The organism is Pseudoalteromonas sp. McH1-42, from assembly GCF_022347845.1.
Classification (GTDB): domain Bacteria; phylum Pseudomonadota; class Gammaproteobacteria; order Enterobacterales; family Alteromonadaceae; genus Pseudoalteromonas; species Pseudoalteromonas rubra_D.
Window position 1 is genome coordinate 264,321 of sequence record NZ_JAKRFU010000008.1, and the last position, 20,952, is coordinate 285,272.

Sequence of the window (20,952 nt, forward strand, 5' to 3'; positions counted from 1 at the left end):
CCGTCGCTTTATCTGAATAATACCTCTTCACGGCTAAACCAGCGCACACAGCATGCCAGTAGCGCGGCTGCGAGCAGGATTGAAGCCAGGAAAATCATACCCACGGCCTGGTAGTCCACCGTTCCTTTGACGATTTCTTTAATCGCCAGCGCAACATTTGTGATAGGGATCCAGGCGGTTTTGGCATTTAACGCCATGTTAGGTAAAACAGACACCACGATGGGCACAAACACCAACATGCTCAAAGGCCCCATGTAATTTTGCGCCTCTTTGAAGCTACGCGCATAAATCGAGATAGCCAATACCAAAGATGACAACATCATAGCCACAGGCAACAGCAATGCAAAAATAAGTAAAAAATCCCATTGAGTGACACTCGCAAAAGCACTCAGGATAGAATCAAGCGCCCCAAAGCCGCTGGCTAAGCCAATCCAGATAGACATGCTGGATACAGTCACCAAAGCGCAGGCTATAGAGCTGATCAATATAGTGAGGAACTTACCTAAAACCAGCTGAGTACGAGTCAATGGTGTCAGTAGCAACGTCTCCAGTGTACCACGTTCTTTTTCACCTGCACCGAGGTCGATAGCCGGGTAACTGGCTCCCATTAGTACCAGCGGGATCAGCATATAGGGAATAAAAGCACCGATTTTCTCGCCAATATTTTCTCGCCGATCAGCGGTGTCCACTTTTTCCATCAGCACAGGCTGAAGCACCGCGCCTTGCTTATCGGTATCCACACCGAGCTCACTGAGCGCTTGCTCCGTCAGTTTGGCTGAATAGGTATCAATAACCTTTTTTATCCTACTATAAATGTAATTGATCGACTGCGCATCATTAAAGACCACCTGAAACCGGCTCTGTTCGCCTTGAGCTAACTGTTTGTCTGGCGCCGCCGGGATATAGATACCCACATCGATAATGCCCTGCCTGACTGCGTCACGCAATGCAGAGACACTATCAAGCTGAGCCTCTCCTTCATATCGTTTAAAGCTGCGGTGGTAGAACAAGGTGTCGGAAAAAGTAGGTGCGTAGTCTTCGTTGACTACAAAATAGGTATGGACTTTTTGCTCAGCTTCGAGTGCTGCCTTAGAAGTTAAAAAAGCCACAAAAGCGAACAACACAGGAAAGATTACAATGGGCAGCGCAATCACAAAGAACAAGGTTTTTCTATCTCTAAGCAGCTCTCGAAGCTCCTTGAACATGACCTCAAACATCTTGTGCCTCCCGAACAATGTTTAAAAACGCCTGATTAAGTTCCCTATTCTTTCCTTGCTCACGAAACGTCGCCAAATCTCCGTCAAAACAACTGACACCTTTATCAATCACACACACCCGATCGCACAACATATCCACTTCATCCAGATGGTGAGTAGAAAAAATAACGGGTGTGCCCTGTTCTTTTAACTGCCTGATAAATGTCAGCACGGTTTGTTTGGTCATGATGTCCAGACCTGTTGTCGGCTCGTCCAGAATAACCACCTGGGGTTCATGCACCACGGCCCTGGCGATATTGGTTTTTTGCTTCATTCCGGTTGACAGGCTCTCTGCCCGCTTATCAAGAAATGAGGTCATATCCAGTGTCTCATACAACAGCTCACAACGTGCTTTCAATGATTTGCCTTTAAGCCCATGTAATCTGGCAAAGTACTCGACGTTTTCTTGCGCACTCAGTCGCCCATATAACCCCGTTGTACCAGACAAAAAACCGATACTACGCCGCCCGTGAAGCGGTTTTTTAACGATATCCTGTCCACCGACAAAGATTGCACCACTGTCAGGTGTAAGCGCAGTAGATAGCATCCTGAGGGTGGTGGTTTTGCCCGCACCATTGGGCCCAAGTAACCCAAGTACCTCCGCCTGCTGGCATTGAAACGAAACAGACTCGACAGAATGAAAATAACCATTGCGTTCTCGAGGATCGCTACTGGTTTTATTTTTGTTGTGCTCCTTGCTGAGCTTGAAGCGTTTTTTTAAACCTTCAACCTGTATCACTGAGTATCCTTTTTCTTAACCGGCTGCCGCTTGGGGCGAAAGTAGTCGGTATCACTGTAAAAAGCCAGATCCTGTTGCCCCTGATACCATTGTGGGATCCCAAGCAAGGGTAATGGCGACATCTGTTGGTTATTATCTAACAGCCCTTGACGCTCTATCATATTAACCAGTTTCTGGTCCAGATGGCGATACTGAAGTTGCAAAGGCAGATGATAAAAGGCCTCATCAACTTCGATACAAACCACTTTACCCGTTAAACCGATAAAGGGCTTGGTCAGCATTTCATAATTCGCATGACCAAAGGTAAATGGCAACAGATTATGATGCCACATCGCACCGTATTCATAGAAAACCTCCTGCCACTGATGCGCTCTTAACGCACTTTGCCAGCTCAAGTCAGGTATCGCGAGCACGACACCACATTCGTCAAACAGAGTCAGGGCATTGCGCTTTTTACTACGTTGCTTCAGGCCGTGCTCTGCGATTTCCTGCATATGCAAACGGTTAAGCAAAGACTTAGTTTGCGGAAAGAGACACCAAATCAGGGCACCAAAAAAGTCGTGCCAGTTGTTTTCACGGGTCGGAATGCGATGGGTTTGCGCTATGATCTCCTCGTAATACAAAGTTTCGCTTTCCAGCTCACTGTTTGGTGTAAACACAATGTCGCGACTTTGCGTGCTATCTTTTTGTTCATTCAGCCAAGTGAAAGATGGCCAGTCTGAGTGATGACTGAGTGCAAATAACTCTTCTAAATGCTCAAATGGCGCCTGACTGAACAGGTCTGCATGCCAGTGTTCTGGCGCGGTAAATTTATTCATATTGCCGGTTTATCTTTCTCTGGCATAAATCAAAGCAGCCATTTTACCTCAGCGAGCCGCCTTATCCCAGCCGACTTTGTTCAGTAATTGTACAAACCCGTCAATTGTCGCCAAAAGTCGAAATATCAATACAAATAACGTTATACTAACGGCGTATAACAACAAGCGAAGATAATAACACTATGAAACTAAAACTAGCGCTAAGCGCACTTTCTGTTGCTGTGTTAGCTGGCTGTATGGCGACACAAACTAACCAGCCAGGCGACGTAAATGCGGCTTATAACAGCATCAATGCAGAGCAACTGGCCGGACATATCAAAACCCTGGCCTCTGATGAATTTGGCGGTCGAGCACCGTCTACAAAAGGTGAAGAGCTGACCCTCGCTTACCTGAAAAAGCATTTCACAGAGCTTGGCTTTCAGCCGGGTAATGGCGATAGCTTCTTCCAGGAAGTACCTCTGGTCTCAATCGAAGCCGATCCAAACATGACGCTGAGCATTGGTGGAAAAGACTACGAATACAAGAAAGACATGGTAATGGGTACGGGTCGTATCAGCAAACTGGAGTCTATTAAAGACTCTGAGCTGGTATTTGTCGGCTATGGTGTGAACGCTCCGGAGTATGGCTGGAACGATTATGAAGGCCTGGATGTGCGCGGAAAAACGGTTGTCATGCTGGTCAATGACCCGGGCTTTGCACGCAAAGATCCTGCGCTGTTCACCGGTGAAGCCATGACCTACTACGGTCGCTGGACTTATAAATATGAAGAAGCGAGCCGTCAGGGAGCAGCTGGTGCAATTATCGTTCACGAAACAGCACCTGCCTCTTATCCCTGGAGTGTTGTTGAGAACTCCTGGAGTGGTCCTCAGTTTGGCTTCCAAAAAGAAAACAACAACATGGATCGTGTCGCGGTAGAAGGCTGGGTTACCAGTGACGTTGCCAAAGAGCTATTTGCTAAAGCCGGTCTGGACTTCGCGCAAGCGAAAGAAAAAGCCGCAGCCGGCGCATATCACGTCGATATGGGCGATTTGACCGCGTCTGTTACCGTGAAAAGCAAGATCAGTACGTCAACGTCTTATAACTTCATCGCGACTTTGCCTGGCGCAAAACACAGTGATGAGCACATCATCTATTCTGCGCACTGGGACCATCTGGGTACCGATCCTAACCGTAAAGGCGATAAGATCTACAATGGCGCGCACGATAATGCAACCGGCACAGGTGGCATGATCGAAGTGGCGGAAGCATTCAGCAAACTACCCGTAAAACCAGACCGCTCTATCACATTCCTGGCGGTTACCGCGGAAGAGCAAGGTCTCTTAGGCTCTAAATTCTATGCAGCGAACCCGGTGATTGCTGCGGACAAAACGGTCGCTAACATCAATATGGATAGCCTCAACCTGCTGGGTAAAGTGAAAGACATCAGCGTCGTCGGTATCGGCAAGTCATCACTGGATGAGATGCTTGAGACAGCTGCTAAAGAGCAAAACCGTGTTGTTTCTGGTGATCCGCGCCCGGCTGCTGGCGGCTACTACCGTTCAGATCACTTCGCCTTCGCTAACATGGGTGTGCCGGCAATGTATGCTGGCGGTGGTACAGAAGCGCGTGATGAGGCCACAGCACAATATCGTAAGCGCATGAGTCTGGTTCTACGTGGTTGTTATCACCAACCGTGTGACCGTTACCGCGATGAGTGGGATTTGAGCGGTGCAGTACAAGATCTCCAATTGTTCTTCCAGGTCGGTTATGACATTTCACAGCAAAGTGAATGGCCAACCTGGAAAGCAACCTCGGAGTTCCAGCGCAACAAATAAATACAAATGATATTGATTTTCATTTAATAACATTTTAAAGTGCAACTGTGTTTTCAACCGGTTGCACTTTTTATGCTCTCACAATCCTACTCTGTCACAACCAGAGGTAAATCAGCGCTCTCTTCCTTTATAGCAAACAAGCGATTATTGCTTCCCATGCTAGTCAGTCTGGCGATTTTATTCGAACCTCTCCGTGAGCTGACTATCGCCACACTTGCAGATGCGTTTTTTCAGGTAAGCGTATTTGTTGCCGGCACACTCGCTATTTATTACTTTCTGGTCGACCGACTGCCGCAACTTGAACTCAGCTATCTTAAAGCGAAATCCCCGGCACTGGAAATCTCTATGGCCGCAGTACTTGGCGCTCTGCCTGGCTGCGGTGGCGCCATCATAGTGGTTACTCAATTTACGAAAGGCCAGGCAAGCTTTGCGTCAGTGGTCGCCGTACTGACTGCAACCATGGGGGATGCAGCTTTTTTGCTTCTGGCTAAAAAGCCAATTGAGGGACTTACAATCATCACTTTGGGTATTGCCGTAGGCATAGTCAGTGGTTTGGTCGTTAACCTGTTACACAAACCCGGGTTTTGCCAACCCGATGCGCAGAGTAAAAATGTGATTGAATGTAAAGCGCCGTCTAGTGCTATCCGTTTCAGTGAACCTGTATGGCGTTGGGTACTTCTCCCTTGCCTGATGATAGCTTTGCTTATCGCATTTAACACCGATTTAGGCATACTGACACAGCCCGTTGAACTGGCAGGTGCGGCACTTGCCCTGTTTGCACTCACAATCTGGGCGTTGTCTTCTAAAGGTCAAAGTTATCGGGAAGTCACTGCGGAAGATGATGAGCAAGATCCCCCTTCCAAGCTTGCCAAGGTGATCCACGATACGCATTTTGTCACGGCCTGGGTTGTCGCCAGTTTTATGCTCTATGAGTTGTCTGTCGCTCTGTTTGGCTTAGATCTGGCTGCTTGGTTTTCCCAATACGCCGTTTTCGCCCCCCTTATCGCAATAGCCATTGGCATGCTACCAGGCTGTGGCCCTCAGATAGTGGTAACCAGCTTATATATTCAGGGAGTTTTACCTTTTAGTGCACTGGCAGCCAACGCGGTGGCAAACGATGGAGACGCATTGTTTCCGGCCCTGGCACTCGCCCCCGGCGCTGCGGTCGTGGCCACACTCTACTCGGCCATACCGGCACTGTTTGTGGGTTATGGGCTATATTACTTTGCCAATCTGTAATTTCACCCTTTGTCCGAAAGATTTGCTAGACAGGCACCCAGTGGTGCCTGTTCAAACATAAACATCCAAAGATCATTGCTCTGTACTTTGACTAAGTGCAATCTCAGCGCCACCAGATAAGCATTCGGCGCAAGTTTCTTTATCCCTGAGGCTCAGCCTGAAAAACCTTCAACACGTCAGCTCATCGCGCTCGAGACGACTCCATAATCACATAATAAGAATAGGTTCATAGCTACTACGTTAATTGGTACTGATCTTGACTATTTAGCTTCAGGTTACTGATGCATTGTACAGTTAGGCACTCTGCCCCATTAGCAGCAACGGTAGAGAGCGCAACGGGTTCAACGCTGAGTAACACCTAATCGAAACAATCGGGTCTACACGCGCTATTTTGAGGCCAATATGGTGCAACGATACAAGAAAGATTAGTAGGAGGATTTAAATACAAAAAAACAAAGCCCCATCGTAGGGGCTTTTGACCTTGCTTAGTCATTAGATATTTATAGGAATTTAGGTTTTGTACATGTTGCGGTTATCTATGGCCTCTCGCCATCCCCCCAACCATTCTGATCTGTGCTCTACTTGCTGATATGGACATAAATCTTTGGACCGGCCCGCTAAACCTGCTTTGAATCCCTGGGCATGTGCTCTTTCTAAACGGTCTCTTTTCTGTCTCTTCATAGGTAAATTCCTCACCTTTCATATTTTTCGAGTTGCTTTCGTCTTGACGACATCCACATTTAATAAATAGTTAATAAATTCGTAAATATCAATCCGTACGAAACACGACAGGGTCCTCTGTACACTTTGATTCAGTGCTTCGCCGCAGGCTGCCTGACAGCCGATAGCTCGAATTTCATCTAACTACTAACATTTTTACTATTGCATATGGTTAAACAACGGCCGACTGTGAACGCGCTTTTTCGCCAGACACAGGTCGACTAATTCAGGATTGGCCAAACCTTCAAAAACAATAAATCATATATCGTTTTCACATGCAACAAGCGAACGATGACTGGCAAGTAACAAATATGGGTAAACAGAAAATTAATGCAGAAAATAAAGATAACCCTTAAAAGTCATCTTGTTCTAGTGAAATATTAGATTGTTCATTAACAAATCAGCGTAAAAAAACATTCATTAATTTGTAATAAAAAAGGCCGCTAGAATGCGGCCTTAGATCAACGCGTTAAGCGTTTTACTGGATTTTCTCAAGACCACCCATGTATGGTCTTAATACAGTTGGTACGACAATAGAGCCATCTGCTTGTTGATAGTTTTCCAATATTGCGACCAAAGTACGGCCAATCGCCAAACCTGAACCATTTAGTGTATGCAGTAACTCAGGCTTTTTCTCACCAGCACGGCGGAAACGCGATTGCATGCGGCGCGCCTGGAAGTCCTGCATGTTTGAACAAGAAGAAATTTCACGGTAAGTGTTTTGCGCAGGCAACCAAACTTCAAGGTCATAAGTTTTTGCCGCACCAAAGCCCATGTCGCCGGTACACAAGACGACTTTACGATAAGGCAGCTCCAGTGCCTGCAAAATGCCTTCTGCATGGCCTGTCAGCTCTTCCAACGCAGCCATCGAATCTTCAGGCTTAACCAGCTGTACTAACTCTACTTTATCGAACTGATGCTGACGGATAAGACCACGTGTGTCACGACCATAACTGCCCGCTTCACTTCTGAAACATGGCGTATACGCAGTCATGCGAACTGGTAGCTCTTTCTCGTCGAAAATTTCGTCGCGTGCGCAATTGGTCAGAGGTACTTCGGCAGTAGGAATTAGGCTGTAGCCGTCCTGGTCTTCGCTTAATGCTTCCGTATGAAACAAATCTTCAGCAAACTTAGGTAACTGTCCCGTGCCGTACAAGCTTGCCTTGTTAACCAGGTAAGGCACACACATTTCGGTATAACCGTTTTGGTCTGTATGCGTATCCAGCATAAATTGCGACAATGCACGGTTAAGACGAGCAATACCACCACGCATTACCGTAAAGCGAGAGCCACTAAGCTTAACGCCGGTTTCAAAATCCAGACCTTTACCTAACGCCTCACCCAGGTCAACGTGATCTTTAACTTCAAAGTCAAACGCTTTTGGCTCGCCCCACTTGCTCACCTCAACGTTTTCACTTTCATCTGCGCCAACTGGAACATCTTCGGCAGGTAAATTTGGTAAGGTTGCAGCAATATCTTGCAACTGAGCCAGCACTTCATCCTGCTCTGTTTTTGCGGCACTTAGCTGATCACCCAGGTCAGCAACAGCATCCAGTAATGGCTGAACGTCTTCACCTTTTGCTTTAGCCTGGCCTATCGCTTTGGAACGGCTGTTACGCTCACTTTGCAGTTCCTGCGTTTTGGTCTGAAGTGTTTTTCGTTTTTCTTCCAGCGCGTTAATAGCAGCCACATCGAGCTCAAAGCCACGTTTTTTCAAACGCTCTGCTGCTTCCTCAATGTCCTGACGTAAATACTTTGCATCTAACATAGTTTATTCTTTTAACCTTTTTGCATGACTAAGCACAGGCCTATCCAGGCCATGAAAATACACATCACGACATTCAACACTATATTAAGTACCATTTTCATTATCTGGCCTTGCTGAAGTAACAGCAAAGAATCCATAGAAAAGGTAGAAAATGTCGTTAAAGCACCCAAGAAGCCAATCCCGACCAAACTTTTAGCCGGAGATACTTCAATGACCTGCTTATCAATTAATCCGTAGAGAATGCCCATCAACAGTGAACCCAGAATATTAACGGTCAACGTACCAAAAGGGAATCCCTTACCCAAGAGTTTTAAGGTGATATCACTAATAAAAAAGCGCAGGCAGGCGCCAAATGCGCCACCGGTCGCAATCATCAGGTAAGTTTTAATCAAATCCATCAGTGATTGTCTTCATCTTGATAGCGTTTCTGGACACTTTGTTCATTCAAAGAACGCAAGTAACGGAGTTTTTCAGAAATTTGTTTCTCTAACCCTCTGTCACTGGGCTCATAGTAACGACGCTGCTGTATATCTGCAGGGAAGTAACATTCACCAGCGGCAAACGCCCCCGGTTCATTGTGTGCATATCGATACTCCTCACCAAAGCCGAGTTCTTTCATCAACTTGGTGGGGGCATTACGCAGATGCTCCGGCACCGGAAGGTCAGGATCGCTGGCGGCATCCTGCTTAGCCTGATTGAACGCCATGTAGACGGCATTACTTTTGGCCGCACTGGCCAGGTAGATAGTTGCCTGTGCGATGGCCCGCTCTCCTTCACTAGGACCAACCCGGTGATAGATATCCCAGGCATTCAGTGCCACTTGCATGGCACGTGGATCGGCATTGCCTATGTCTTCAGTCGCAATCGCAAGTAATCGCCTGGCTACGTAAAGCGGATCGCCACCACCAGCAAGGATCCGACAATACCAATATAACGCGGCGTCCGGATCGCTACCCCGCACAGATTTATGAAATGCTGAGATCAAATCGTAATATATATCCCCGCCCTTATCATATTTCGCCAGGTGCGACGGTAAGACTTGTTTTAGTACCGCTTCATCTACTAACACTTGCCCTTCACCATTGGCACCCAGATCAATGGCTTGTTCAAGCAGATTGAGCGCTTTTCTGGCATCGCCATCCGCAGCACGAGACAATGCATCTATCACGGCATCATCCAGTGTAATTTGCAGGCTGCCAAGCTCTTTGTCCTGAGTCTGTGCCTGACGCAGTACCTGAGTAAGCTCATCGAGACTAAGCGGCTTTAAGGTATAGACACGTGCGCGGGATAAAATCGCATTGTTCAGGGCAAATGAAGGGTTTTCAGTGGTAGCACCAATAAAGATAAACGTACCGTCTTCGATATGTGGCAAAAAGGCATCCTGCTGTGACTTATTGAATCGATGGACTTCATCAACAAACAAGATTGTACGAGTACTACTTTGGCTTAGGCGATTCTTCGCATCGAGCACTTGCTCACGGATCTCCTTCACGCCTGCTGTAACCGCAGATAACTTGCACAATTGTGCATTCGCATGATGCGCGATGATCTCTGCAAGTGTGGTTTTACCTACCCCGGGAGGCCCCCACAAAATCAAACTATGGCAACGTCCCAGAGCAATAGCCCGACGCAACGGACTATCAGCACCAAGAATATGACTTTGCCCAATGTAACCGTCTAAGTTGGACGGTCGCATTCTCGCCGCCAAAGGCCTGACATCGGGCGCAAAATCAAAACCCAGGTTAGTCACTTTGTGTCTGGTCGTCGACGACCACCCCTTCTGGGATCACAAACTTAAACTGCTCGGCATCCACCGGACCATTGATCTGTGCCTCGCTGAACTTAAAGCTGGAGATCTGACCTGAAGAATCTGTGACGTTCAACTGGCCAATTTTCAGGCCACCGTCAGCAAACAAAACATCCAACCGTTCCACCTGAGCACCGGACTGAATGGGCTCAATACGATAGCCACCAGAAATTTCTGAAACCTGGTATTTCTGCCATTGCTTTGGATCTTGTGTCGTCAGCAATACAAAGGGCGTTGTGTCTATCAGACCAAGTGTATTAAGAATCGTTGCTTGCTCAGCAAAGCTGTCAAAATAAACCGTACGAAGCCCATCTGAAACTAGTAAAGTTTCATCGGGCTCATTCTGTTGCCAGCGTATTTTTGCAGGGTATTGCAGTACTATTTCGCCCTTACCGGATTGGATAAGGTGTCCGTCCTGATCAATCACACTTTGCTCAAACTCGGCTCGAAAGCTCTCCAGTGCTTTTAACTTATCTTTCAAAGACTGTGCAGCAACACTAACCGTTTGCGTTGCGTTCGCTTGAGTTGCAAATACTGCCGGATTAGCCCCGACCATACATAAAGCCAGAATAAGTGGTTGTAACTTCATTAATTCGCTCCACCTTTGGGCACCAGTACTTCTCTGGCACCATTGTGCCCTGGCGCACTGACGACGCCGGACATTTCCATTTGTTCAACCAGGCGAGCCGCGCGGTTATAACCAACGCGTAATTTTCGCTGAACGCTAGACACTGAGACCTTACCGGTTTCAATGACAAACGCCACGGCTTCATCATAGAGTGGGTCGGACTCATCGTCTTCCCCCTCACTTGCCTCGCCTGGCAGTAAAATATCTTCTGTGGCTTCGCCACACAATATGTCATCGATATAGTTGGGCTTACCGCGGGCTTTCCAGTCACTGACGACCGCATGCACCTCATGGTCATCAACAAATGCGCCATGAACACGTATCGGTACACTGGTGCCTGGTGGTAGATATAGCATGTCACCCATACCCAACAGGTTTTCTGCACCTTGTTGGTCCAGTATGGTACGCGAGTCGATTTTACTCGATACCTGAAACGCCATCCGGGTTGGGATATTCGCCTTGATCAGGCCGGTGATCACATCCACGGAAGGTCGCTGCGTCGCCAGCACAAGGTGGATCCCTGCTGCACGCGCTTTTTGCGCGATACGGGCAATTAACTCTTCTACCTTTTTGCCCACAATCATCATCATGTCGGCAAATTCATCGATCACTACAACAATACTCGGCAGCTTATCCAGCTCTTCGGGCTCGTCTGCCATGCCATCCGTGTCTTTAAACAAGGGGTCCAGAATTGGATGACCAGCTTCCTTTGCATCCAGGATCTTCTGGTTGTAGCCCTTCAGATTTCGCACGCCAAGCGCTGACATCAGCTTATAACGACGTTCCATTTCACCCACACACCAACGCAACGCATTGGCTGCTTCTTTCATATCCGTGACCACCTCACACAGCAAATGCGGAATGCCCTCATACACCGACAATTCAAGCATTTTAGGGTCAATCATAATCATGCGTACGTCTTCAGGTGGTGATTTGTACAACAAGCTTAATATCATAACATTAACGCCGACTGACTTACCTGAACCTGTTGTACCGGCGACAAGTAAGTGAGGCATTTTGGCCAAATCGGCCACCACCGGCTGCCCGGCAATATCTTTGCCCAGTACCATGGTCAGTGGCGAAGCATTTTGCTCAAACTTAGGGGCGTTTATCACTTCTGATAAACGCACGATTTCTCGATTTTTATTTGGTAGCTCCAGACCCACAAAAGTCTTGCCCGGAATAACTTCAACCACACGCACACTGACGGCTGACAGAGAACGCGCCAAATCTTTCGCAAGGCCGGTGATCTTAGCAACTTTAATTCCAGGTGCCAGATCCAGCTCAAAACGTGTAACAACCGGTCCCGGATAAACTCCCATAACCTTAGCCTGAATATTGAAATCCAATAGTTTGGACTCAACAAGTCGAGATACCGCTTCGAGCTCTTCTTCTGAGATCGGGTTTTTCGCTTTGTCTGGTCTGTCTAGCAAGTCGAGTGACGGCAAAGGATCTTTCGGAGGTTCAGCTTCCAATAAAGCTTCAAATTGCTCTTTGGCGCTCGGTGGTGGCTGATAACCTGATGCAGGTTTTTCTTTCGGCTTTAATGGCCGTGCAGGTGATACCACTTTGGTTTCAACAGGCGCAGGAGTATCGTCCAGTGCATTCAGTGCCGCTACCGTATCAAACGCTTCATCGTCGACCGCAGAGAAGTTAATTTCCTGCTCAAGAATGTCATCCAGCTCATCGAACACGCTGGGCGCTACGGCGATATCATCGTCATTGGCTATCGCTAAATCACTTGCCTCTGAGTGACGTATCTCGGGCTCGGGCTGAGATGCTGGTTTTGCGCCAAACAACTTATCTTTTAGTTTTTGAGGCTTACTCTTATTGGACTGTTGATCAGTATCCGAAATTTGCTCGACGGGATCAGGGGTTGTGGCCTCAACCACATTTTCTATAACCTGCTCACTGGCTTCGGCTTCAACTTGCACAGCTGCTTGATTGCGCTCAGCACTTTCGACCAGCGTAGCATTATTCGGCAGACCAGCGTCTTTGCTGTCTTCTTTGCCATCACTTAGCGTGACCGCTGACTTGGGTTCGCTACGATGTTTTATTTTGTCGAAACACCATTTACAGAACGCAACCACTTTTTCGCCAATATAGTCGACAAATTCAACCCAGGATACCCCTGTTAACAGGGTCAGACCGGCAAAGAAAAAGCACAATAACAAGATTGTGGTTCCAGTAAAGTTAAATGCAGGCATCATGGCACTGGCGACCACATCCCCCACTACCCCACCGGAAGAAAAATTATAAATATCATCAAAATTGATGCTACTGATAGCACTGGCTGATGTGATAAATAACGTGCCGCCTATCAGTCTCAGTCCCAAAGTTGTGTAGTCTAACTGCAGTAGCTTATGTGGTTTTTTGAACAACAGATAGCCAAACAACTGAATGACAGCCGGCACTAAAAATGCCAGCCAGCCAAAGCTGAGTAACAAGATATCAGCAACCCAGGCACCAGCAGCACCTGTGACGTTGTTAACCTTGATAAACTCGCCTGTTTGCGTCCAGGCGGGGTCTGCCGGGTCAAAGCTGATAAGTGCGCACAGCGTAAATATCGCTGCCGCCGTACTGACAATCAGGCCAGTCTCCAGCAGGCGCTGAATACCATTTAAGCGCATTATGTAATACCTAAATACTGTTTCGTTAATTCTAACATGACTTTTTGCACACCTTAGCAAGAATTTCCCTAGGGTGCACAAGGTTTTATCACTTCACCTTGCTCCCCTTTTACTTCTTCCATTACAACATAGGTACGACTTTCACTAATACTGGGGAGTTTTAAAAGTATCTCACCCAAAACGCCGCGATACTCAGACATATCCGTCACCCGAGTTTTTAACAGATAATCAAAGTTACCAGACACAAGATGACATTCGATAATTTCATCATGTTGTTTGACCGCCTGATTAAACTGATCGAACACGTCTGGCGAATTTTTATTAACTGTGACCTCAACGAATACCAACAAGCCCTGACCCAGTTTCACCGGGTCAACAACTGCCTTATAGCCTTTTATATAGCCTTCGCGTTCGAGTTTTTTTACCCGCTCCAGACAAGGCGTAGCGCTTAGCCCTATTCGTCTTGCCAATTCTACATTAGAAATTCGTCCGTCTTTTTGCAGTTCAACTAAAATCTTTCTATCGGTTCTGTCTAACTGAGTATGCATGATCAGTTTTATATCCTGAATATTTACTTAATACAGTGTTATCAACTATTCATTATACTAAAAAAGGTAGGACATACTAGCAAACCATATCTATAATGGTCGAAAATTTTTACCCCGTTCTTAATTGAGGCGAATTGTTATGATTATTGGTGTACCTAAAGAGATAAAAAACCACGAATACCGTGTTGGTATGGTTCCAGCGAGTGTTCGTGAACTGATTAATCACGGCCACCAGGTAATAGTTGAAACAAATGCAGGTATCGGTATTGGTTTCACTGACGAGGATTACATTCAGGTTGGTGCTGAAATCCGTGACACAGCGGCACAGGTTTTCGAACAAGCTGACATGATCGTTAAAGTAAAAGAGCCACAGGCTGTTGAGCGCGCAATGCTACGTGAAGACCAAATTCTATTCACTTACTTGCACCTTGCACCTGATTTGCCTCAGACAGAAGATCTGGTTAAGAGCGGCGCAATCTGTATCGCATACGAAACTGTTACTGACAACCGTGGTGGTTTACCACTATTGGCACCTATGTCAGAAGTTGCTGGTCGTATGTCAATCCAGGCTGGTGCGCAGGCACTTGAAAAGTCAAACCTGGGTCGCGGCATGCTTTTGGGTGGCGTACCAGGTGTTGAACCAGCGAAAGTCGTTGTGATCGGTGGTGGTATGGTTGGCCGTAACGCAGCACAAATGGCTGTTGGTATGGGTGCTGACGTAACAATCCTTGATCGTAACATTGACGTTCTGCGTAGCCTAAACGCACAGTTTGGCAGCCAGGCTAAAGTTATCTACTCAACGGTTGATGCGCTGGAGAAGCACGTTGTTGAAGCAGACCTAGTGATCGGTGGCGTACTAATCCCAGGCGCAGCTGCTCCTAAACTAGTTACAGCTGAGCACATCAAAGCAATGAAGCCTGGTGCAGCAATCGTTGACGTTGCTATCGACCAGGGTGGTTGTATCGCAACTTCTAAAGCAACAACACACGCAGAGCCAACTTACATCGTTGACGATGTTGTTCACTACTGCGTAGCAAACATGCCAGGCGCAGTACCACGCACTTCTACGTTTGCTTTGAACAACGCAACGCTGCCTTACATCATCAAGCTTGCAAACCAGGGCTATAAAGAGGCGCTATTGTCTGACGAGCACTTCCTGAATGGTCTGAACGTTATTAAAGGCCAGATCACATGTAAAGAAGTTGCTGAAGGCTTTAACATGGAATACGTTGAAGCACGTACAGCGCTTGCCAACGTATAATTAAACACTTTGGTGTTTACAAAGCCTCGCTCATGCGGGGCTTTTTGCTTTTTATACGCCAGACTCGAAGAGAGTTGCCTGCACCGCTTTTTATTGTCTATCTTTTTATAATAGTCAGGTAGTAAAGGTAGCGTTGCATGGCCATATCTCTCACCCAGCAAGAAAAACTCATTTTAAAAACGGTCAATATTCCGCCAAGACCACAAGCACTGTTGCAGTTTTCAGAAGAAGCTAAGCTCCCGGAACCAAACATCACCAAAATTTCAGAGATATTGCAAAGCGATGTCGCGATCAGTGCGGCTATTTTGCAGGTAGTGAATTCAGCTGCCTTTCGTCGCAGCCGCGAAATTGACTCCATTGAACAAGCTGTCATGATCCTGGGCTTAAAACGGCTTATTCCGTTAGTTAAAGCGGTGGCTTTGAAGTCCTCTGTTGATTTACCTGCTGCACTAAGCGATTTCTGGGAAACGCAATCCGATATTGGTCAACATGCCTCTCTCATTTGTAACCGCCTTAACCGGCCTGCACTGGCAAATCACGCCTACATGCTTGGTTTATTCCATGGCGTTGGGATCCCCATTTTATGCCAGCACTTTGATGACTATCAAAACGTACTGGATAAAGCAAAGACAGACGGCTGGACCGAAGCCAGTCAATTTGAGTTTGCTCAGTACCACACCAGCCATGGCACCATAGGTGCGTTACTCGCTCAGCAGTGGCGCCTGCCAAAGATCGTGATTAACGTTATTTACTACCAACATGACGTAGACGGTATTCTTACGTCCGGGGAGTTAGATAACATTGGTAATGACCTGCTGTCGATTTTAAAAATTGCCCGCCATAAATCCTATTTAGCAACAACCCCAGTAAGTGAACAAAACCCGGAGTGGCAAGTGATCAAAGACGATGTCATGGATTATCTGGATATTTCTGACGAAGAGCTCGACGAGTTGTGGGGTGAATCTTCAGAGTAGCGATAACCCACACCCATCACCTACAAATAAGAACACGATAGGCCGAGATAATTAACCATGGCAGATCTGTTGCAGATCCGCTTATAACTAATAAAAACTGTATTTAAATGCCTAAATAATTGAAAGTTTCCCTCAATGATTTACCTTTATAAAGGGAAGCAGTTAGGAGATATGCCTGTGAAGTTCAAATTTAAGGTAATAGCCGTTTCAGCCTCAGTGCTCTTTCTGGCCCTGTTATTACTATCACTTAAACAGTATTTTTTATTGAAAGATAATTTACAACAACAAGTCAATGATAGTGTGGGAGAAATCATTCAGGGGATCAGTAACACTGTAACCTCGCAGATGCAAGGTGCTATTGATTTGGCAGTACTGACCACCGGACTGGTCGAACAAAGCGACTCACTTAAACAAGCCCTGCCCTTGATCTCACAGCCCAAATTAAAAGAAACATTTCTGTTGATTGGCTATGGTGAAGACGCGACCGGAAACTATGTTGCAAGCGATCCAGGATGGGACCCTGGACCAACCTGGGATCCACGGGTGCGTCCGTGGTTTGCAGGCGCTAAACAAGCTAATCAATTAATTGTGACGGCACCTTATGCCGATTCAGTGAGCAAAGAAATTGTGGTATCTGTCGGCACACCTGTTAAAAAAGGCGGCCGTTTCCATGGCGCGATTTTCTTTGATGTCAGTCTCGCCAAACTCGGAAATATGATCAATTCGTTCGAATTATTTGACTCTGGTTTTGCGTTTATGGTGAGTAAAGATGGCACCATTATTTCGCACCCCGATACCGAGTTAAACGGTCAGCAAGCAAGTCAATTTTTAGGCCGAACCCAGGTGTCTCAAACGGTGCAAGAAGTTATGATGAATAACCGCACCTATTTAATCACCTTTAAGGACGTCGAAGGTTTGGATTGGTATGTGGGGGTCGCGCTCGAAAAAGACAAAGTCTTTGCTGCTGTTGATACTATGGCTCAGGACGCCACTTTGTTTTCACTCATCGCTGTGATTGCAGCCGTTGTTGTATTATCTTTGGTCATTAACTTCCTCCTTAAGCCCCTTGAAGACATCAATGTTGCCATGGCTAACATTGCCCAGGGTCACGCTGATCTGACAGTTCGCCTTGAGGCATCTAACGAGCCCGAATTTGCGTCACTGGCTGAAAACTTCAATCGCTTTACTTCCCGGTTGCAAACGCTCATTGCTGATATTCAGCAACTTGGACATGAAGTATTAGAAGATGCCCGGCAAACGTCTACCGGTGCCAATCAGGCCACCATGGCCATTGAGCAACAGCTTAATGCGCTCAATACCTTAACAACTGCAACAGCGAACATGTCAAGCACTGAACAACAAGTTGCAAACACAGCACAACAGGCAGCCGACGCGATTCAAAATACCGATAACCTCGCCAGCAATGGTGAAACCATAGTTGCAGAATCAACCGACGCCATTACGGATTTGTCAGTACAGATCAAACGTGCTGTTGATGTTGTCGCTGAACTCGAAGTATCGTCCTCAGGCATAGAGCAGATATTATCTGTCATCAATGGGATTGCCGAGCAAACCAATCTGTTGGCGCTTAACGCCGCCATTGAAGCCGCACGGGCCGGCGAATCTGGTCGCGGGTTTGCGGTAGTTGCCGATGAAGTAAGAACCCTGGCGCAACGTACACAAGAAGCAACTACCGAAATTAAAGCCATGATAGATCAGCTGCAAAGCGGCGCTCAAAGTGCGGTTGGAGTTATGAATCAAAGTCAGACCATAGTTGAAAAGTCGGTCAGCAAAGCCAATGACACTCGGGAGGCACTGGATGCAATCCGTCAGTCTATTGCCAGCATTGTCGATTTAAATGTCAGTATTGCCAACATGATCAGCGAGCAGAAACACGTAGTGGAAGAAGTTAATCATAATGCTTCGCAGATCCGTAACCTGTCTGACACTGTGTTTGATGAAGCCAAAGCAGTTGACCACACAATGCAGTCTCAGGTAGAAAAAATTGCTAAGCAGGAAGACATGTTAGAACAGTTCAGGGTGTAAACTTGCCACTGAGTAATACTAGCGAGTGAGGTTAAAACTCGCTAGTATATGGATATAAAGACAGTATAAGTAGCATTTCGGCATATGCATAGCGACCTTAAAGACACTTTCGAGCAATATTTTCAGATTGCTGAATCCAACCAGATTAACCTGTACCCTGTTGACGCCAATATGGTGCCCAAAAGTCAGGCTCAACTAGAAGCTGCCATTCCGCCTCTGTTCAGGCTTGCAAACGAAATTAATGAACTGGACCTAAATGCACTGAGGCCATTGCGAAACCTGGGTGATGTTGCCAGCGATTTGGCTGCGTATCTGCAAGCTCAGTCACGTAAAATCGACCTGATCATGAGTCATATTCTGGCCACGGAACAACCTGAGGATGAACTACTCAGATGTGACAGCTATGGTGGTGGTGGCATCACAGCCACACTAGAGCAAGACTATAACCTTGGCCAGGACTTCAGAACCAAAGTGTTCTTGCAACATGAAGCCAGCGCCATATTTTGTTATGCCCAGGTTATAGATAAAGAGGCGATTGATTCGGGCTTTCGTTATACCCTGGCCTTCACTCAAATTCGCGATAACGATCAGGAACTGTTGGTCCGCGCCAGCTTGCATGCCCAAACTCGGCAGTTAAAAAAACGTCAGTCACCTGACGAAAATGAACAAAATAGCTGACAGCTAAGCTGTCAGTGCTAAACTAGTCGTCTACTATTTTTGATTGATTACACCATGAGTTTTACACTTTTACCCGAGTGGGCAACACAAGATGCCGTGATGCTTACCTGGCCACATCAAAATACTGACTGGGCAGACATATTACCCCAGGTTGAACCCGTTTATATCGCTTTGTGTCAGCAGATCTCTCAAGTTGAGAAGGTCGTCATCGTAGCGCACAATGCCGAGCTAAAAGCACATATAGAACAAAAACTCACTGCAGCAGATGTCGACATGACACAAATCGTGTTCGTGGTTGCACCCTGTAACGATACATGGGCCCGTGATCATGGACCACTGACTACGCAGGATGCGTCAGGTCGACTCTCTGTAAAAGACTTCACCTTTAATGGTTGGGGTAATAAGTTTGCAGCTGAGCTCGATAATCAGATTAATGCGCACCTGCACGCTCAGGTGGTTAACCCCCAAAACCACTATGAAGCTATAGAGCTGGTGCTTGAAGGCGGTGGGATTGAAATCGACGAAGCAGGCACTTTGTTAACCACGTCTGAGTGCTTGCTTAACCCAAATCGTAATCCGCACCTGACTAAAACCGAGCTAGAGCAAAAACTGAGCGAGGTTTTAGGTGCCAAGCGGTTCCTCTGGGTAGACCATGGCTTCCTGGCCGGTGATGATACCGACAGTCACATTGATACGCTGGTCCGCTTTGCCCCTAATAATACGCTGGTGTACGTCAGCTGCGACGATCCAAAAGACGAGCATTTTGCAGCCCTCAGTGCGATGGAGACACAACTGAAGTCATTCCGCACGCCACAAGGCCAACCATATAACCTTGTCGCCCTGCCCTGGCCTAAAGCCGTATTCAATGATGAAGGCGACCGTTTGCCGGCCACCTACGCAAATTATCTGATCATCAATGATACCGTTTTGATGCCGCTCTACGGCGATGACAACGACGCCCGCGCACTGACTCAATTGCAAAGCGCGCACCCGGAGCGTACCGTCATTGGCATTGACTGCCTGCCTATTATTCATCAGTTTGGCAGCCTCCACTGTATCACTATGCAGCTACCCGCCGGATTTTTAAAACAGGACCAATTTTAATGAGTAACAACACGTTGAAAGTCGCACTGGTTCAGCACAGTAATAGCGCTGACTTACAAAACAACCTGGATAAGTCTATTGCCGGGATCCGCGATGCCGCGGCTCAGGGCGCGAAACTCGTGGTATTACAAGAGCTGCACCGCAGCCTGTATTTTTGTCAGACTGAAGACACTGACCTGTTTGACCTGGCTGAGACGATCCCTGGCCCTAGTACCGATGTATTTTGTCAGCTTGCCAAAGAACTGAAGCTGGTAATTGTCGCTTCGCTTTTCGAAAAACGCGCAACCGGCTTGTATCACAATACAGCTGTTGTCTTTGAAGCCGATGGCAGCATTGCTGGTCAGTATCGAAAAATGCACATTCCTGACGATCCGGGCTTTTATGAAAAATTCTATTTTACACCAGGCGACATGGGCTTTACGCCTATTCAAACCTCAGTAGGTAAACTAGGTGTATTGGTATGCTGGGATCAATGGTTCCCGGAAGGTGCGCGCTTAATGGCCATGGCAGGTGCTGATATGCTGATTTACCCGACAGCAATAGGCTGGGACACGCGCGACGAGCAGGACGAACAAATTCGTCAGCGCGACGCCTGGATGATCGCACAACGCGCCCATGCCGTATCTAATGGCTTGCCCGTTTTAAGTGTTAACCGTGTTGGCCACGAAGCCGACCCAAGTGGCCAAAGCGAAGGGATCCAGTTCTGGGGTAACTCCTTTGTCGCGGGGCCACAGGGTGAGTTACTGGCACATGGCAGCGAATCTGAAGAACAACTTTTGGTGGTTGAACTTGATCAGAGCCGCAGTGAGTCAGTCAGACGAATTTGGCCATACCTGAGAGATCGTCGTATCGACCATTATCAGGACCTGTGCAAAATTTACCGGGACTAATCTATCCCAAAACGGCCTCGACATAGCGTCAG

General features: G+C 47.1%; 18 protein-coding genes. 8 read left to right on the forward strand and 10 right to left on the reverse strand.

Annotated elements, in window-relative coordinates:
• Positions 1 to 8: 8 nt before the first annotated feature.
• From MHN31_RS08830 to MHN31_RS08840, 3 genes are read right to left on the reverse strand one after another with little or no spacing between them, the layout of a single operon-like run.
• Entirely contained in the window at positions 9 to 1,217 is a 1,209-nt protein-coding gene (locus MHN31_RS08830) for an ABC transporter permease (RefSeq protein WP_239444088.1), read from the reverse strand.
• On the reverse strand, positions 1,210 to 1,995 hold the full coding sequence (locus MHN31_RS08835) for an ATP-binding cassette domain-containing protein (RefSeq protein WP_138538212.1): 786 nt from the start codon (positions 1,993 to 1,995) through the stop codon (positions 1,210 to 1,212). The genes MHN31_RS08830 and MHN31_RS08835 overlap by 8 nt, the downstream gene beginning before the upstream one ends.
• The gene (locus tag MHN31_RS08840; protein ID WP_125559618.1) at positions 1,992 to 2,813 is read right to left on the reverse strand and encodes a DUF3025 domain-containing protein; all 822 of its coding nucleotides are present in this window, start codon (positions 2,811 to 2,813) and stop codon (positions 1,992 to 1,994) included. Before MHN31_RS08840 ends, MHN31_RS08835 begins: the two co-directional genes overlap by 4 nt.
• 182 nt (positions 2,814 to 2,995) lie before the next feature.
• On the opposite strand from MHN31_RS08840, the gene MHN31_RS08845 reads away from it, so the two are divergent.
• Entirely contained in the window at positions 2,996 to 4,627 is a 1,632-nt protein-coding gene (locus MHN31_RS08845) for a M28 family metallopeptidase (protein WP_125559620.1), read from the forward strand.
• 72 nt (positions 4,628 to 4,699) lie between these two features.
• The gene (locus MHN31_RS08850) at positions 4,700 to 5,866 is read left to right on the forward strand and encodes a putative manganese transporter (protein WP_239444089.1); all 1,167 of its coding nucleotides are present in this window, start codon (positions 4,700 to 4,702) and stop codon (positions 5,864 to 5,866) included.
• A gap of 510 nt (positions 5,867 to 6,376) precedes the next feature.
• Here the strand turns inward: MHN31_RS08850 and rmf are convergent.
• From rmf to lrp, 7 genes are all read right to left on the reverse strand, one after another.
• Entirely contained in the window at positions 6,377 to 6,547 is a 171-nt protein-coding gene (gene rmf / locus MHN31_RS08855; RefSeq protein ID WP_010384607.1) for a ribosome modulation factor, read from the reverse strand.
• 517 nt (positions 6,548 to 7,064) lie between these two features.
• The gene (gene serS / locus MHN31_RS08860; protein ID WP_239444090.1) at positions 7,065 to 8,354 is read right to left on the reverse strand and encodes a serine--tRNA ligase; all 1,290 of its coding nucleotides are present in this window, start codon (positions 8,352 to 8,354) and stop codon (positions 7,065 to 7,067) included.
• Between the two features lie 11 nt (positions 8,355 to 8,365).
• Complete coding sequence (crcB, locus tag MHN31_RS08865; protein ID WP_125559788.1) at positions 8,366 to 8,746, reverse strand: fluoride efflux transporter CrcB; 381 nt, start codon at positions 8,744 to 8,746, stop codon at positions 8,366 to 8,368.
• A gap of 5 nt (positions 8,747 to 8,751) precedes the next feature.
• Positions 8,752 to 10,104 (reverse strand): replication-associated recombination protein A, encoded by a 1,353-nt coding sequence (locus MHN31_RS08870; protein WP_239444091.1) that lies wholly within the window; start codon positions 10,102 to 10,104, stop codon positions 8,752 to 8,754.
• Complete coding sequence (lolA, locus tag MHN31_RS08875; protein ID WP_125559626.1) at positions 10,097 to 10,750, reverse strand: outer membrane lipoprotein chaperone LolA; 654 nt, start codon at positions 10,748 to 10,750, stop codon at positions 10,097 to 10,099. Before lolA ends, MHN31_RS08870 begins: the two co-directional genes overlap by 8 nt.
• Positions 10,750 to 13,419, reverse strand: coding sequence for a DNA translocase FtsK 4TM domain-containing protein (locus tag MHN31_RS08880; protein ID WP_239444092.1), 2,670 nt, complete (start codon positions 13,417 to 13,419; stop codon positions 10,750 to 10,752). Before MHN31_RS08880 ends, lolA begins: the two co-directional genes overlap by 1 nt.
• Positions 13,420 to 13,487: 68 nt before the next feature.
• Complete coding sequence (lrp, locus tag MHN31_RS08885) at positions 13,488 to 13,967, reverse strand: leucine-responsive transcriptional regulator Lrp (protein ID WP_010384600.1); 480 nt, start codon at positions 13,965 to 13,967, stop codon at positions 13,488 to 13,490.
• A gap of 139 nt (positions 13,968 to 14,106) precedes the next feature.
• Here lrp and ald point away from each other — a divergent pair, with 139 nt between their 5' ends.
• The 6 genes from ald to MHN31_RS08915 all read left to right on the forward strand — a co-directional run bounded on the left by ald (position 14,107) and on the right by MHN31_RS08915 (position 20,920).
• A complete protein-coding gene (gene ald / locus MHN31_RS08890) occupies positions 14,107 to 15,228 on the forward strand; it encodes an alanine dehydrogenase (protein WP_125559630.1) in 1,122 nt (373 codons plus the stop codon).
• A 137-nt stretch (positions 15,229 to 15,365) separates the two neighbouring features.
• On the forward strand, positions 15,366 to 16,202 hold the full coding sequence (locus MHN31_RS08895; RefSeq protein WP_239444093.1) for an HDOD domain-containing protein: 837 nt from the start codon (positions 15,366 to 15,368) through the stop codon (positions 16,200 to 16,202).
• Between the two features lie 171 nt (positions 16,203 to 16,373).
• A complete protein-coding gene (locus MHN31_RS08900; RefSeq protein WP_194867335.1) occupies positions 16,374 to 18,248 on the forward strand; it encodes a methyl-accepting chemotaxis protein in 1,875 nt (624 codons plus the stop codon).
• 84 nt (positions 18,249 to 18,332) lie between these two features.
• A complete protein-coding gene (locus MHN31_RS08905) occupies positions 18,333 to 18,926 on the forward strand; it encodes a PilZ domain-containing protein (protein WP_125559633.1) in 594 nt (197 codons plus the stop codon).
• A 54-nt stretch (positions 18,927 to 18,980) separates the two neighbouring features.
• Positions 18,981 to 20,030 (forward strand): agmatine deiminase family protein, encoded by a 1,050-nt coding sequence (locus MHN31_RS08910; protein WP_239444094.1) that lies wholly within the window; start codon positions 18,981 to 18,983, stop codon positions 20,028 to 20,030.
• Entirely contained in the window at positions 20,030 to 20,920 is an 891-nt protein-coding gene (locus MHN31_RS08915) for a carbon-nitrogen hydrolase (protein WP_125559637.1), read from the forward strand. Before MHN31_RS08910 ends, MHN31_RS08915 begins: the two co-directional genes overlap by 1 nt.
• The last annotated feature ends 32 nt before the right edge of the window (positions 20,921 to 20,952 follow it).

What these genes read in the sequence shown, in the direction of transcription:
- MHN31_RS08830 (WP_239444088.1), bottom strand. Translation starts at nt 1,217, where the DNA reads ATGTTTGAGGTCATGTTCAAGGAGCTTCGAGAGCTGCTTAGAGATAGA.
- MHN31_RS08840 (WP_125559618.1), bottom strand. Translation starts at nt 2,813, where the DNA reads ATGAATAAATTTACCGCGCCAGAACACTGGCATGCAGACCTGTTCAGT.
- MHN31_RS08845 (WP_125559620.1), top strand. Translation starts at nt 2,996, where the DNA reads ATGAAACTAAAACTAGCGCTAAGCGCACTTTCTGTTGCTGTGTTAGCT.
- MHN31_RS08850 (WP_239444089.1), top strand. Translation starts at nt 4,700, where the DNA reads ATGCTCTCACAATCCTACTCTGTCACAACCAGAGGTAAATCAGCGCTC.
- rmf (WP_010384607.1), bottom strand. Translation starts at nt 6,547, where the DNA reads ATGAAGAGACAGAAAAGAGACCGTTTAGAAAGAGCACATGCCCAGGGA.
- serS (WP_239444090.1), bottom strand. Translation starts at nt 8,354, where the DNA reads ATGTTAGATGCAAAGTATTTACGTCAGGACATTGAGGAAGCAGCAGAG.
- lolA (WP_125559626.1), bottom strand. Translation starts at nt 10,750, where the DNA reads ATGAAGTTACAACCACTTATTCTGGCTTTATGTATGGTCGGGGCTAAT.
- MHN31_RS08880 (WP_239444092.1), bottom strand. Translation starts at nt 13,419, where the DNA reads ATGCGCTTAAATGGTATTCAGCGCCTGCTGGAGACTGGCCTGATTGTC.
- lrp (WP_010384600.1), bottom strand. Translation starts at nt 13,967, where the DNA reads ATGCATACTCAGTTAGACAGAACCGATAGAAAGATTTTAGTTGAACTG.
- ald (WP_125559630.1), top strand. Translation starts at nt 14,107, where the DNA reads ATGATTATTGGTGTACCTAAAGAGATAAAAAACCACGAATACCGTGTT.
- MHN31_RS08895 (WP_239444093.1), top strand. Translation starts at nt 15,366, where the DNA reads ATGGCCATATCTCTCACCCAGCAAGAAAAACTCATTTTAAAAACGGTC.
- MHN31_RS08900 (WP_194867335.1), top strand. Translation starts at nt 16,374, where the DNA reads ATGCCTGTGAAGTTCAAATTTAAGGTAATAGCCGTTTCAGCCTCAGTG.
- MHN31_RS08905 (WP_125559633.1), top strand. Translation starts at nt 18,333, where the DNA reads ATGCATAGCGACCTTAAAGACACTTTCGAGCAATATTTTCAGATTGCT.
- MHN31_RS08910 (WP_239444094.1), top strand. Translation starts at nt 18,981, where the DNA reads ATGAGTTTTACACTTTTACCCGAGTGGGCAACACAAGATGCCGTGATG.
- MHN31_RS08915 (WP_125559637.1), top strand. Translation starts at nt 20,030, where the DNA reads ATGAGTAACAACACGTTGAAAGTCGCACTGGTTCAGCACAGTAATAGC.